The organism is Citrobacter sp. Ce119 (assembly GCF_030334525.1).
GTDB lineage: Bacteria > Pseudomonadota > Gammaproteobacteria > Enterobacterales > Enterobacteriaceae > Citrobacter > Citrobacter europaeus.
This window is the reverse complement of record NZ_JAOWDR010000051.1, coordinates 164,389-178,214: the sequence shown is the minus strand read 5'-3', so window position 1 is coordinate 178,214 and position 13,826 is coordinate 164,389. Positions and strand designations below refer to the sequence as shown.

At 54.8% G+C, this 13,826-nt stretch carries 7 protein-coding genes and 3 tRNA genes; 4 read left to right on the top strand and 6 right to left on the bottom strand.

The window, feature by feature from the left end; translation table 11 throughout:
- Window position 1: 1 nt before the first annotated feature.
- Together tcdA and mltA are read right to left on the bottom strand one after the other, a co-directional pair.
- Window positions 2–808, bottom strand: a complete 807-nt coding sequence (gene tcdA, locus OGV80_RS13440) for a tRNA cyclic N6-threonylcarbamoyladenosine(37) synthase TcdA (RefSeq protein WP_047409008.1) — start codon at window positions 806–808, stop codon at window positions 2–4.
- A 134-nt stretch (window positions 809–942) separates the two neighbouring features.
- Window positions 943–2,040: a murein transglycosylase A gene (gene mltA, locus OGV80_RS13435; protein WP_003034021.1), complete on the bottom strand. Its 1,098-nt coding sequence runs from the start codon at window positions 2,038–2,040 to the stop codon at window positions 943–945.
- 205 nt (window positions 2,041–2,245) lie between these two features.
- On the opposite strand from mltA, the gene OGV80_RS13430 reads away from it, so the two are divergent.
- The 3 genes from OGV80_RS13430 to OGV80_RS13420 all read left to right on the top strand — a co-directional run bounded on the left by OGV80_RS13430 (window position 2,246) and on the right by OGV80_RS13420 (window position 2,568).
- Window positions 2,246–2,322: transfer RNA gene (locus tag OGV80_RS13430), tRNA-Met, on the top strand.
- Between the two features lie 48 nt (window positions 2,323–2,370).
- Window positions 2,371–2,447: transfer RNA gene (locus OGV80_RS13425), tRNA-Met, on the top strand.
- 44 nt (window positions 2,448–2,491) lie between these two features.
- Window positions 2,492–2,568 (top strand) — tRNA-Met (locus OGV80_RS13420).
- 74 nt (window positions 2,569–2,642) lie between these two features.
- Here the strand turns inward: OGV80_RS13420 and amiC are convergent.
- A complete protein-coding gene (gene amiC, locus OGV80_RS13415; RefSeq protein WP_043017425.1) occupies window positions 2,643–3,896 on the bottom strand; it encodes an N-acetylmuramoyl-L-alanine amidase AmiC in 1,254 nt (417 codons plus the stop codon).
- A 234-nt stretch (window positions 3,897–4,130) separates the two neighbouring features.
- Here amiC and argA point away from each other — a divergent pair, with 234 nt between their 5' ends.
- On the top strand, window positions 4,131–5,462 hold the full coding sequence (argA, locus tag OGV80_RS13410) for an amino-acid N-acetyltransferase (protein ID WP_043017426.1): 1,332 nt from the start codon (window positions 4,131–4,133) through the stop codon (window positions 5,460–5,462).
- Between the two features lie 44 nt (window positions 5,463–5,506).
- On the opposite strand, the gene recD is transcribed toward argA, so the two are convergent.
- Genes recD through ptrA form a run of 3 tightly spaced genes read right to left on the bottom strand, consistent with a single transcriptional unit; the run spans window position 5,507 to window position 13,759 of the window.
- Entirely contained in the window at window positions 5,507–7,336 is a 1,830-nt protein-coding gene (recD, locus tag OGV80_RS13405) for an exodeoxyribonuclease V subunit alpha (RefSeq protein WP_286515107.1), read from the bottom strand.
- Complete coding sequence (gene recB / locus OGV80_RS13400; RefSeq protein ID WP_087052046.1) at window positions 7,333–10,878, bottom strand: exodeoxyribonuclease V subunit beta; 3,546 nt, start codon at window positions 10,876–10,878, stop codon at window positions 7,333–7,335. Before recB ends, recD begins: the two co-directional genes overlap by 4 nt.
- Window positions 10,871–13,759 (bottom strand): pitrilysin, encoded by a 2,889-nt coding sequence (gene ptrA, locus OGV80_RS13395; RefSeq protein ID WP_047408993.1) that lies wholly within the window; start codon window positions 13,757–13,759, stop codon window positions 10,871–10,873. Before ptrA ends, recB begins: the two co-directional genes overlap by 8 nt.
- Window positions 13,760–13,826: the final 67 nt, after the last annotated feature.

Below are 13,826 nucleotides of genomic sequence, written 5' to 3'. Positions count from 1 at the left end.
ATCAGAGTTGGCGCGCCGCTTTCGCCATCATCTTCTTCAGCGCATGTGAGACGGCAACAAAGCCAAAGGTGGCGGTCACCATAGTGGCTGCGCCAAATCCGGACGCGCAATCCATACGTTTTGGCCCTTCCGCCGTCGCTTTCATCGCACATACCGAGCCATCTGCCTGCGGGTAAACCAGCGCTTCGGTCGAGAACACACAGTCCACACCCAGTTTGCCTTTGCTGTTTTTCACTACGCCAAAATCGCTTTTCAGCCGCTCACGTAGCTTAGCCGCCAGCGGATCCTGAATGGTTTTTGCCAAATCAACGACCTGAATCTGCGTCGGGTCGATCTGCCCGCCAGCACCGCCGGTAGTCACCAGCGGAATTTTATTACGCCGACAATAAGCAATCAGTGCCGCTTTTGGGCGCACGCTATCAATCGCATCAATGACATACGAAAATCCCGCACTCATATACTCAGCAACGTTTTCTGGCGTAACAAAATCATCGACCACGCTAACACGGCACTCCGGGTTAATCTGGCGGATACGTTCTGCCATCACTTCAGCTTTTGCCAGGCCGACGTTATCGCGCAGAGCATGGATCTGGCGGTTTGTATTGGTGACGCACACATCATCCATATCGATAAGTGTAATGGCACCAATGCCGGTACGCGCCAGCGCTTCCGCCGCCCATGACCCCACTCCGCCAATTCCAACCACACAAACATGCGATTGGGCAAACAGCTGCAACGCATTTTCGCCATACAGACGCGCCGTACCGCCAAAACGCTGGCGCCAGGCGTCACTGATAACCACAGACATAGAACCTCAAATATAGAAAACAAAAAGAGCGGACAAATACCGCCCTTGATGACTGCATCACTGCCTGATGGCGGCTACGCCTTATCAGGCCTACTCAATAATGTAGGCCGGATAAGCGAAGCGCCATCCGGCAATTAACCGCTAAAAACGTTACCCGCACCCGGCGCTGTTTTCAGTACCCATACGCGACCGTAGTGATTATACCACCCGGCACGGTGTCCGGCGTCAGCCCCAATGCCCTGGTAGATATCGAAGTGTTGCCCTTTAATCGCCCCACCCACATCTAACGCCACCATCAGACGCAGTTCGTACTGACCAGTAAACTTGCCGTTGTTGTCCAGTAACGGAACTTCCGCCAGTAACGTTGTGCCCGCAGGAATGATACTACGGTCAGAAGCCACGGATGCACGGCCAATCAACGGTACCGCGCTGGCCCCTTTTACCGGAGCAAAAGATTGCGGTTTAAAGAAGACAAACGATGGGTTCTGCTCCAGCAGCTCACGCACTTCGGCCTCGCTGTGCGTTTCTCCCCAGTGGCGAATGGCCTGCATCGACATATCTTCTTTTTTCACTTCGCCACGGTCGATAAGCACTTTGCCGATACTGCGATAGGCGTGGCCGTTTTTCCCGGAATAGCTAAAGAAGTTGAGTGGGCTGCCATCGCCAAAATCGATGTAACCACTGCCCTGAACATCCATAATGAAGTTATCCATCAGGGAGTTGCTGTACGCCAGAATGTAATTATCGCTTAGCGCGCCAGCGTAGATCTCGGCACGAGAGGGTAAGCGCCCACGTTTTGGCGGCATACGATAGATAGGATACTGAAACTCGCCCTGACGCGTATGGCGCGCCTGAATCACCGGCGTGTAGTAACCGGTAAACTGGACGTTACCGTAATTGTCCGCCCCTTCCATTTGCCAGGCATCAATACCAAACTGGCGCATACTGCGCGTATCACCGCCCGCGCGTAGCCATTGCTGGATAGCGTTGTAGACGTTGCTCTGGTTACCGTACAAACGCGGCGAAGCGCTGCGAATTTGATTAACCTGCTCGGCGAAATCACCGGCATTGATTGGTGCGCCAACCGCATCAGGCTGGTTCACCAGTGAGAAAGGCTGGGTAAATTTCCCGTCTTTATACTGCTGCCCACGATCGGTGGGTTTTGAGGAACACGCGGCGAGCATCGCGACTACTGCTCCCGCCAGAAGATATTTTGCCCAACGTCCTTTCATTGTTCTCGTCTTATGTTGCCTGAATGCGAGACGAAGATAACAAACCCCCGTACCTAATGAAATGCGTATACATACCCCGACGCAAATTTTGAGCAAAAAATAATCCAGAATGCGTTGTTTTTGTTCATTTTCACCCTAAAAACGTGATCAAGGTGAAAAAAGGGTTGCATGAAAATGCGAGCAGAGTATAGTGCGCATCCACGGACGCGGGGTGGAGCAGCCTGGTAGCTCGTCGGGCTCATAACCCGAAGGTCGTCAGTTCAAATCTGGCCCCCGCAACCAATTAAAATCAGAAGTAGTAACGTTACTCGATGGAAGAGTAATGACGGACGCGGGGTGGAGCAGCCTGGTAGCTCGTCGGGCTCATAACCCGAAGGTCGTCGGTTCAAATCCGGCCCCCGCAACCAATTAAAATCTGATGCAAGTTTACTCGATGAAGAGTAAAGACGGACGCGGGGTGGAGCAGCCTGGTAGCTCGTCGGGCTCATAACCCGAAGGTCGTCGGTTCAAATCCGGCCCCCGCAACCAACACATTAAACACCTTAACGGGTGTTTTTTTGTTTCTGTTGCCCATAAAAAAAGCGCTTTTCAGCGCTTTTTTGTTATCCCCTTCTCGCCAGCGTCGCCCCATCGGCAAAGTAGGCTTTAATCCCCGCCAGAATCGACTCTGCAACTTCCTGCTGGAAGGTCGCCGTTTTGAGTTTACGCTCTTCCTCAACGTTACTGATAAATGCCGTTTCTACCAGAATGGATGGGATATCCGGCGCTTTTAGCACCGCAAACCCGGCCTGTTCAACCTGATTTTTATGTAGGTTATTGATTTTTCCAAGCTTGTTCAATACCGCTTTACCAAACTTCAGGCTGTCGGCGATGGTCAGCGATTGCACCATGTCGAACATGGTGTGGTCGACATAACGGTCACCGCTTTTGCTGACGCCACCGATGAGATCCGAGGCGTTCTGGGTCTGCGCCAGATATTTCGCGGCGGTACTGGTGGCGCCTTTGGTTGAGAGCGCAAACACCGACGAACCGCTGGGCTGTCTGCTGGTAAAGGCATCGGCGTGAATAGAGACAAACAGGTCTGCACGCTGCTTCTGCGCTTTCGCCACGCGGACTTTAAGCGGAATGAAGATATCTTCATTTCGCGTCATAAAGACCTTCATGTTGCCCTCTTTCTCTATGAGGGCTCGCAGGCGGCGGGCAATCTGCAGTACCACATCTTTTTCACGCGTCTTGTATTTCCCCACCGCACCGGAATCCTCTCCACCGTGGCCAGGGTCCAGCATAATGACAATCGGACGATCGCGCCCCGCTTTACCAGGCTGCGGGCCACTTTGCGCAGGCGGCACCTGTTTATCCAGATCGCCCTTATTGTAATCTTCCAGCAACGCCAGCAACGGATCCTGAACATCCTGGGCATTCGCAGGATAGAGATCCATCACCAGACGTTCTTTAAAGCCAGCCACCGGAGCCAGCGCAAAAAGTTGCGGCTTCACGTTCTGTTTCAGCTCGAACACCATCCGCACGGTCTGTGGGTCAAACTGCCCAACACGCGCCGACTTAATATACGGATCGTCAGGACGGATCTGCGTACCAATGCCCTTAAGCACCGAGTTCAAGTTAACGCCTTCAATATCCACAACCACACGCTCAGGATTACTCAGGGCAAACTGTTTGTATTTCAGCAGACGGTTAGATTCTACCGTGACGCGGGTATAGCTGGACGCAGGCCAGACACGAACGGCAACGACCTGACTAACGGCAGCCAGACCGACCTGGCTGACGCTCAAAAGCCACATAGCACCCGCACCTTTCAGTAAACGGCGGCGACTGATTGCTGAATTGGATCCCGACATGCTTCTCCCGAGCAAAAGAAATCTTTATTGAGGTAATACGTAAAACGTCCGAATTGACCGGAAACTTTAGCGAATGACGCATAATCTGTCATCAATAAAAGGGTAAACATTCTTTTTATATTCACGGCATTACTGAGATAAATCTTCGGGATGGGTAAAAATTACGCTTGCGCACAGCGCCAAAACAGAATAAAAATACACAAATTACGAATAATCATGCAATGAGGGTGTGCCGTGGTGAAGGAGCGTAGAACCGAACTGGTACAGGGATTCCGCCATTCTGTTCCCTATATCAATACCCATCGGGGAAAAACGTTTGTCATTATGCTGGGCGGCGAAGCCATCGAGCATGAAAACTTTTCCAGTATCGTCAATGACATTGGTCTTCTTCATAGCCTCGGCATCCGCCTCGTCGTGGTCTATGGCGCACGACCGCAGATTGATGCCAACCTTGCGGCGCATCATCATGAACCGGTGTACCACAAAAATACGCGCGTTACCGACGCTAAAACGCTCGAGCTGGTCAAACAGGCTGCGGGATTACTTCAGCTTGATATTACCGCCCGCCTGTCGATGAGCCTGAATAATACGCCACTGCAAGGTGCACACATCAACGTGGTCAGCGGTAATTTTATTATCTCTCAGCCACTGGGCGTTGATGACGGCGTAGATTACTGCCATAGCGGGCGTATTCGTCGTATTGATGAAGATGCCATTCACCGCCAGTTAGACAGCGGCGCGATTGTGCTGCTGGGGCCGGTCGCCGTTTCCGTCACCGGTGAGAGCTTTAACCTGACGTCAGAAGAGGTCGCCACACAGTTGGCTATCAAACTGAAGGCGGAGAAAATGATCGGGTTTTGCTCGTCTCAGGGCGTCACCAACGATGATGGCGATATTATTTCCGAGCTGTTTCCTAACGAAGCCCAGGCTCGCGTTGAGTTGCAGGAAGAGAAAGGCGATTACAGCTCCGGCACGGTGCGCTTCCTGCGCGGGGCGGTGAAAGCTTGTCGCAGTGGCGTACGCCGCTGCCATCTGATCAGCTATCAGGAAGATGGCGCCTTGCTACAGGAACTGTTCTCCCGCGACGGGATCGGTACACAGATCGTAATGGAAAGCGCCGAGCAGATCCGTCGCGCCACCATTAACGATATCGGCGGGATTCTGGAGCTGATCCGCCCGCTGGAGCAGCAGGGTATTCTGGTCCGCCGCTCGCGCGAGCAGTTGGAAATGGAGATCGACAAATTCACGATTATCCAGCGTGATAACCTGACCATCGCCTGCGCCGCTCTGTATCCTTTCCCGGAAGAGAGAATTGGCGAGATGGCGTGCGTGGCGGTGCATCCGGACTACCGTAGTTCGTCGCGCGGGGAAGTGTTGCTGGAACGGATCGCTGCGCAGGCCCGGCAAATGGGGCTAAGCAAGCTGTTTGTGCTGACCACGCGCAGCATCCACTGGTTCCAGGAGCGCGGTTTCACGCCGGTGGATATCGACCTGCTGCCGGAAAGCAAGAAAGAGATGTACAACTATCAGCGGCGGTCAAAAGTGCTGATGGCGGATTTGGGGTAAGAGTCGTTGCCGGATGCGGCATAACTGCCTTATCCGGCCTACATCTACATCATGCCGTCATTAAATAATGCTGACAATCCGCTGCGACGTTCGGTGCGGGTGGCAATGGCGCCACTCAGTATCCGCTCATCGGCATACAGCGACAGACGGCGGCGCGCGCGGGTAACGGCGGTATAGACCAGCTCGCGGGTAACCACGGGTGAATGCTGGCTGGGTAAAATCAACGCCGCGTGGTCAAACTCGGATCCCTGCGATTTATGCACCGTCATCGCCCAGGTGGTTTCATGCTCAGGCAAGCGGCTGGGTTGCACCGATTTGATAGCACCGTCCGGCAGCGTAAACCACACCCTCAGGCCCTGTCCACGATCGAGGGCAATACCGATATCGCCGTTAAATAATCCCAGCGAACTGTCATTGCGCGCGATCATCACCGGCCTTCCCTCATACCAGCGGCTATGCGGTGAACGATGAATTTTACGTTTTTGCGCCATCACCTGCTCGATGCGTTCATTCAAACCGCCCACGCCAAACGGCCCTTCCCGCAGGGCACATAGCAGTTGATACTCATTGAAGGCCTGAATGACAGCATCCGGCTCGGCACCCTCGCGCAGTAAATCCAGATAGTGCCCATAGCCCGCTAACGCCTCATCCAGCATTGCGGCATAATCCTCGCTGCTGTGTAACGTGCGTTTTTCGATGTCGCTAAATCCCTGCTGGAAAACCGTTTTTATCGCAGCTTTGTCGCCGCGATTAATCGCAGCAGCCAACTGACCAATTCCGGAATCGCTGCCAAAACGGTAGCTCTTTTGCAGCAGGCACAGACTGTCGCGCAGAGCTGCCGCCTGAGTTCCCGGCCCTGCCGGAATAGCGCTTCCGGTCAGGCGACTGAGCTGGCGGGCGCGTTCCGGGGTAAACCCGTCACCGACGAAAGCACAGATATCCCCCAGCACCGCCCCCGCCTCGACAGAAGCGAGCTGGTCGCGATCGCCCAGAAAAATCACCCGCCCGTGCGGCGGCAGCGCATCGATAAGGCGCGACATCATCGGCAAATCGATCATCGAAGCTTCATCAACCACCAGCACATCCAGATGCAGCGGGTTTCCCGCATGATGACGCAGGCGCTGACTGCCAGGCTGAGCGCCTAATAATCGATGCAGCGTACTGGCGTCATCGGGAATGCGTTTCTTTTGCTCATCGGTTAGCGGTAGCTCTCGCAGTGCCGCACCCAGCGAGGCGGTCAGGCGCGCTGCCGCCTTTCCCGTTGGCGCTGCCAGTCGAATACGACAGCGTTCACCGTCCGCCATCTGAATCAATGCCGCCAGCAGCCTCGCAACCGTTGTCGTTTTTCCTGTTCCCGGCCCGCCGGAGATCACCGATATACGACGGGTCAGCGCTACAGCAGCGGCCACTTTTTGCCAGTTAACTCCCTCTGATGGCGGAAACAGCGCCTCCAGCGTATGGGTCAGGCGTTGTTCGTCCACCTCAATGGCGTGGTTTACCTCACTGAAAAAGCGCGCCACCGCGCGTTCGTTATGCCACATCCGGTTCAGGTACAGGCGATCGCCATACAGCACCAGCGGCGTGGGTTGATCGCCACGGCTTACCGCCCCGGAAGCCAGCAGGCAGTCCGCCCAGTTCTCAGGCTCTCCCGCTTCAGCGAGCCAGCCGCTTAACAGAGGATGCGCGTCCTCACTCAGGGATAACCGTGAAAGCGGTAAGCAGACGTGTCCTTCACCTGCTTCGCGGCTGAGCAACGCCGCAGCCAGCGCAACGGCAGGGTTATCATTTCCGGCAACCGCCAGCGCAAACTGAGCATCCAGAGGCCTGAGCTGCTTTTGCTCAACGGCTTCCAGTAATCGTTTCTGGATTGTCATGACATCTCCTCCAGCAGCGCACCAGCAAACAACTCATCCATCAAGGCGATCAACTCCCCGTCAGGTCGGGTCGCGTAAATTCCCTGCTGCGGATTCTCACTGTCAACGCCACGCAGGAAGAGATAAATAACGCCGCCAAAATGGCGTTCATAATCATAATCAGCAATGCGATGGCGCAAGTAGCGATGCAGCGCCAGGGTATAAAGTTGATACTGCAGGTCGTAGCGATGCGCCTGCATGGCAGAGGCCATCGCCTGCTGCGTATAGGCTGAGCTGTCTTCGCCCAGCCAGTTCGATTTGTAATCGAGCAGGTAATAACGCCCCTGGTGGCGGAATACCAGGTCAATAAACCCTTTCAGCATGCCACGCACCTGCATAAATTCCAGCGCAGGGCACCCCGCCGAGAGCGGATCGTACTGACGAATCAACGCATCAAGTTGGTTGGCCATCAGCGGCTGCGAAATCGGCAGATAAAACTCCATCTCCACCTGTTTTTCACGCGCGGAAAGATGGCTCAAACTCACGCCCGTCTCGTTGAGAGGCGCTTGCAAAATGGCGTCCAGCCATTCGGTCAAAACCGGCGTCCAGTGCGCGTCATAACCCCCCAACGCTAGTTGCTCTTCGACCCAATGCGGATCCACCGGTTGCGTAAAATCGAGATCTTCAAACAGGCTATGCAAGAACGTACCCGGCGAAGCGCCGCGCGGGAACTGATGCGGTGTAAGTCCTGACTCTTCAATAACCTCACCGACGCCTGCGGCATCGATATCGAGTCGCGGGATCAGATCCTGCGCGATACCATGTCCCCGCTGTTGCAGACCGGAATAACTGGTCACTCGCCAGCTATCGCCGGGCGTACGCCGCAGTATTTTCGCACTCAGTTCGCTGCTAACAGCCTGCGTAACCTGCCAGGGTTCACCGTCAGACTGCGCAGGCGTCTGGCAGGCAATATCGTCGCTACATAGCGCTTCAATCGCGCCACGCAGGCCCGCAGCATCCATCGGCTCGCCTTTTTGCAACAGGCGGCCAAGGGCACTCTGATGCACATCGGTATCCCCTTTTTTATCGCCCCGGCGTCGCACCAACGGCGCAACGCCAAGGCTGCAGTGCCATACCGAACGGGTTAACGCGACATAAAGCAAACGCAGATCTTCCGCAAGGCGTTCCGCTTCGGCCAGCTCAACGCTCTCCTCGGCATCGCTGAGATCCAGCACAGCTTCAAAAGAGCTGCGATCGTGGTAGAAAGCCTGATCCTGGACACGGAAATTGGTGATAAACGGCAGCCAAACCAGCGGATACTCCAGCCCTTTCGATTTATGGATGGTGACGATTTTGACCAGATGCTTGTCGCTTTCCAGCCTGAGCTGCTGGCTGGACGCGTTGCTGTCGGGTTCAAGAATATGCTGGGATAACCAGCGCACCAGCGCATGCTCACTTTCCAGTTGTGACCCCGCTTCCTGCAACAGTTCGCTGATGTGTAGAATGTCTGTCAGGCGGCGTTCGCCCCCCGCCGTCGCCAGCAGGTTTTCCGCAATCTGGCGGGCTGCCATCAGCGCGCGCAGCATCGGCATCACGCCGCGTTTATGCCAGATCTGACGATAGCCATCGAACTCTTCGACCACCGCATCCCAGGCATTTTCGTCGTTATTTAACGCTTCAAGATCCTGCGCATTCAGCCCCATCATCGAGGTCGCCAGCGCGCTACGCAGCGTATTCTCACGCTCCGGCGTCATCACCGCCTGCAGCACCCACAGCAACTCCTGCGCCTCCAGCGTTTCAAATACGCTGTCACGGTTAGAGAGGTAGACGGAGGGAATGGCCAGTTGGGTCAGCGCATCACGGACCAGCGCCGCTTCCTGGCGGCTACGAACCAATACGCTGATGTCCGACGCGCGTACCGGACTGGATGTTTTACCACTGACCAGTTGCGCAGCACCAGAATGTCCGGCCTTAAGCCAGTCGCGAATTTGCGTGGCGCACACCTGGGCCATGTAGTTCTGATAGTCGCCCACGCCACAGCTTTCCCCTTCCATCAGCCACATACTCATAGCGGGCTGCGTTTCACCGTGTAAAACAAACTGAAGCGCCTGGTTTTTTTCTGCAGATTTTACCGGGCTGAAGGGGATTTCGCGGAACATAAAGGCGTCGTCCATCTGGCTGAAAAGCGTATTCACGCTATTGACCATGCCAGGGGCCGAACGCCAGTTGGTATCGAGCGTATAGTGTGCGCTGACTTCGCTGCGCGCCTTCATATAGGTGAAGATATCCGCGCCGCGAAACGCGTAAATCGCCTGTTTCGGATCGCCAATCAGCAGCAGTGCAGTATCCGGCTGATGCTGCCAGATCCGGCGAAAAATACGGTACTGCTGCGGATCGGTATCCTGAAATTCATCGATCATCGCGACCGGAAAACGGGTACGAATCGCCGTCGCCAGCGCATCGCCGCTTTCACTGCGCAACGCCGCATCCAGACGGCTGAGCATATCGTCAAAACCCAGCTCACCGCGGCGTCGTTTCTCTTCGGCAACCGCCGTGCGGATCTCCGCCAGCGCCCGGGTGATCACCAGATCCCGCAGGGTTAACGGTTCGCTAAGCAGTTCATCAATAGCAACAAACAGCGGGTGCTGAGGAGTTATCCCGCCCGCTTTAGTGCGCTCTTCCAGAAAACGCTGTGAGAATTTCTCCAGCGCGTCAGGAAGCTGGTAACTTTGAGTTTCTTCCTGCGCCCACGCGCTGATCTTTTCGATCCACTTCCCCTGGTTACCGCGATTAAATTTACGCCGATCGATCCCGGAGGCTTCCAACAGGCCGTCCAGCTCATCAACGCAATCACGCCACTGCCGCTTGATTTGATTAATGCGCGCGAGAATTTGTTCGTGCCGGGAGGCCAGCGTTTCGTCATCGGACGGCGGAGCCTTGATAACTGGCGCTTCCCCCTGCAGATAGCGATCGATATCCCTCAGCAGCGCCTGCGGTCCTTTCCACGTTTCAAAAATCACCTGCGCAATGTCGCGGGGCAGCGGGTAGCAGTGTCGACGCCAGAAGTCCGCACAGGCCTGATAGCGCAGCAGCGATTCATCTTCTATCAGTTGCTGTTCGAACAGCATGCCTGATTCAAAGGCGTTGAGACTGAGCATACGCTGACAAAAACCGTGGATGGTAAACACTGCCGCTTCATCCATCTGTCTTTCAGCCAGTAACAGCCACTGAGCGGCCTGTTTTTTATCGGCGATTTCATCTAACAAACGGGCGTATAGCGGGTTGTCGGTGGTTTCACGCAGGCAGGCAATTCGCAGTTCATGAATGTTGCTACGAATTCGACCGCGCAGCTCTTCGGTGGCCGCCTCGGTGAAGGTGACCACCAGCAGTTCTTCGACGGTCAGAGGACGAGGAAAGGCGGCAGCGCCGCCCAGTCCAAGCAGTAAACGTAAATACAGAGCGGCGATGGTAAAGGTTTTACCGGTGCCCGCAGAGGCTTCAATCAGGCGCTCGCCCGTCAGGGGCAAGCGCAGTGGATCAAGGGACTCAGCGGCATCATTCATTCTTATCACTCATCAGGGGTAAGGTTTGCTGCAACGCGCTGACGGTCTGCCACACTTTCCAGCCTTCCGGGTGCACATATTCTGCTTTCCCGTTCTGACTGCCGGAAACCTGTGACAGTATCGCCATGCCTTGCGGCTCAACCACCGCCTGATGGAAGAAATCGGCAAGTTTTTGCGGCGTCAGCAGTTTAATCTGAGCCACTATTTTATCACGTGAATCGAAGCGCATATTACCGCGATCAAAATCTTTGCTTAACTGCGAGGCTTCAGCCCCCAGCGTTTGCGGCGCCTGCAGCATTTGCGCAATAATCGCCTGCTGAATTTGCGCAAACTCTTCAGGTTTCATCGCCCGCAGCTTCGCTTCCGCCGTCGGGAAGAACGCTTTATAACGCTCCCAGAGGTAAGACGGCTGCTTATCGCTGCTTTGCAGCAGGAACCCCATTCCCCACTGACGGCCAACGCTCATTGGGAATGCAAATACGGCGTAGCCTAACTGTTCTTCAGTACGCAGTTGATTGTAGAACCACGGCTGAACAATCTGCCCTAACATGGCGCTGTAGGCTGAACTGGCGTATTCATCGTATCCGGTTGGCACAAATACGGCCGCCAGCGCAGAATCCGTGCTGCTACCTGCTTTTTCAAAGATAACGGACTGCTTCTTGTCCACCACCACATCTTTATTGCGACACCACTGTGACCCGTTAGCGCCAAGCTGTTGCTGGATATCCCGCGCCATGGTTGTCGCCTGAGCTGCGCTCATATTACCAATTACCAGGAATTCAGGCCGCGCACCGGTTTTTAAGGCGTCGCGGTAGGTCATCACCTCTTTCAGGGTGATAGAAGGCAGCAGCTTACGGCGTTCATCACGTGAGAAATACGGTACCTGAGAAAGCATCTGCACCGGCATAATGGCCTGATCGTAGGCTTTCCCCTTCTCTGCGGAATCCATCATCTGCGCATACCACGATTTTGCCTGTTCCAGCTGTTCATCCGTTGAGGTGTAGCTGAAATAGCCGCTCAGCAGCGCCTGAAAAAGCTGCGGCAGACGTTGGGTGTAGCCGTTGGCGTTAAGCATCAACCCATTGTTAGCATTGGTTGAGAAACCAATTCCACCTACCGACGCCTGGTTGCTTAACTGATCGAGCGCAATCCCCGCCAGGTAATCGTTAAGTGCGAATAAAACCTGGTTGCGCGCGCTGTCCATGGCTTTCGGGTTACGCAGGATCGCGCTAACGTCAGCCTTCGGCTCACTGGCAAAATACTGGCTCGGCGCATACACCACACGTAAATCCGGCTCATCAACAATCAGTTCCGGGTGGGCGTATTTTTTATCCGTTTTAATCAGTGTGAAATCATCCGGAATGTAGGGGTTTAACTCCGGTAAAGACAGCGCAATGCCCTGCGCTTTTTGCTGCCAGTCGGCAAAGGTTTTGTCGCTGATCTTATCCACCTGGTAAGGCGCATCGACAAAATACGCGGTTTTATTATGCGGTTCTTTCGCGCTGATATACCAGATACGCGCATTCTGCGGCGTCATCATTGCCAGGCGTTGCTCAACGGCTTTCGCATCGTACTGGTCAGCAATATTCACCGCATCCAGCGTATGTTCGACGGGAACACGGATCATGGTATCAGCCAACCATTCCACGTAGTCCATATCACGGGTGATGGAGGGATAACGGAAATCCAGATCCAGCACGTGCGCCAGCTCGTCAAAATAACGTTTATCGACGCCTTTCTCGCGTAACAAATTGAGGTAGCTAAAGATTGCCGCAACAACTTCATCGCGGTTCGCCAGCCCCTTGTCGGTTAACGTCGCGGAAATGGCTAACACGCCGCTGTTCCCGTTGACCACCGGATCGGAGTCTGCGCGAATACCTTCAACCAGGCCCTGCTTTTGCAGCCAGTCAGACAACGTGCCCGGGCTACGATTGCCAATCAGGTAGGTCACCAGTTCATCGGTTTTACTGCGGAACTGCGCGCTGTTGTTATCGATACGAAACTCGACGCGCAGCACTTTACGCGGCATTGCCGGAACATAGTGGATGATGACGCCCTTTTGCGCGTCGGTGACTACCGGTACGGTAATTTCAGGTTTTGCGATATTTCTGTTCGGTACGCGTCCAAAGGTGTCAGCCGCTATCCGCGCCAGCTCTGGCAGCGGTTTATTACTATAAATCACTGCCTTCATCAGGTTCGCGGAGTAGTACTTTTCATGAAAATTTTGTAATGCCTGCACCACCGGGTTACCCGGTTTATCGCTTAATGTCTCGAGATTTCCGCCGGAGAAACGCGAGCCTGGGTGCGCCGGGTTGATGGTCTCAGCGCTCACCTGCGCCATACGCATCCCGTCTCGGGTACGCGCCAGCGTCAGCTCGGAGTTAACCGCGTTACGCTCACGGTCGGCATATTTTTTATCCAGTAACGGATCGGCAATAGCGTCCGCCAGACGATCCACTGCCCCCACCAGCGCGTCGTTTTCGACTTCAAGATAGAAGGCCGTACGATAAGGTGCTGTGCTGGCATTGTGGCTGCCGCCATGCATTTTCAGGAATTCAGCCAGGCTGTCCGGCTGCGGGTATTTTTTCGAGCCCATCAGGCACATGTGTTCAAGATAATGCGCCAGCCCCTGATGATCGTCCGGATCTTCCAGCGAGCCCACGGGGACGACCAGTGCAGAAAGGGATTTCACGGCCTGAGGATCGGATACCAGCAGCACGACCATGCCATTATCAAGGCGCACGGCCTGATACTGACGGGTGTCTTTATCGCTTTTACGGATGGTTTCAGCTAAAGGCTGCCAACCGGTATCTGCCTGACTTACGGGAACCCAAAGGGCGACGAACAACAGTAATGCGCTGAACCAGGTGCTGCGGGGCATTCACAAACCTCATCATTAACGTATTCACCTGTTCACTGCAAAGCACGTATGAATACGTGGTCTGAAC

What these genes read in the sequence shown, in the direction of transcription:
- tcdA (WP_047409008.1), bottom strand. Translation starts at nt 808, where the DNA reads ATGTCTGTGGTTATCAGTGACGCCTGGCGCCAGCGTTTTGGCGGTACG.
- mltA (WP_003034021.1), bottom strand. Translation starts at nt 2,040, where the DNA reads ATGAAAGGACGTTGGGCAAAATATCTTCTGGCGGGAGCAGTAGTCGCG.
- amiC (WP_043017425.1), bottom strand. Translation starts at nt 3,896, where the DNA reads ATGTCGGGATCCAATTCAGCAATCAGTCGCCGCCGTTTACTGAAAGGT.
- recD (WP_286515107.1), bottom strand. Translation starts at nt 7,336, where the DNA reads ATGACAATCCAGAAACGATTACTGGAAGCCGTTGAGCAAAAGCAGCTC.
- recB (WP_087052046.1), bottom strand. Translation starts at nt 10,878, where the DNA reads ATGAATGATGCCGCTGAGTCCCTTGATCCACTGCGCTTGCCCCTGACG.
- ptrA (WP_047408993.1), bottom strand. Translation starts at nt 13,759, where the DNA reads ATGCCCCGCAGCACCTGGTTCAGCGCATTACTGTTGTTCGTCGCCCTT.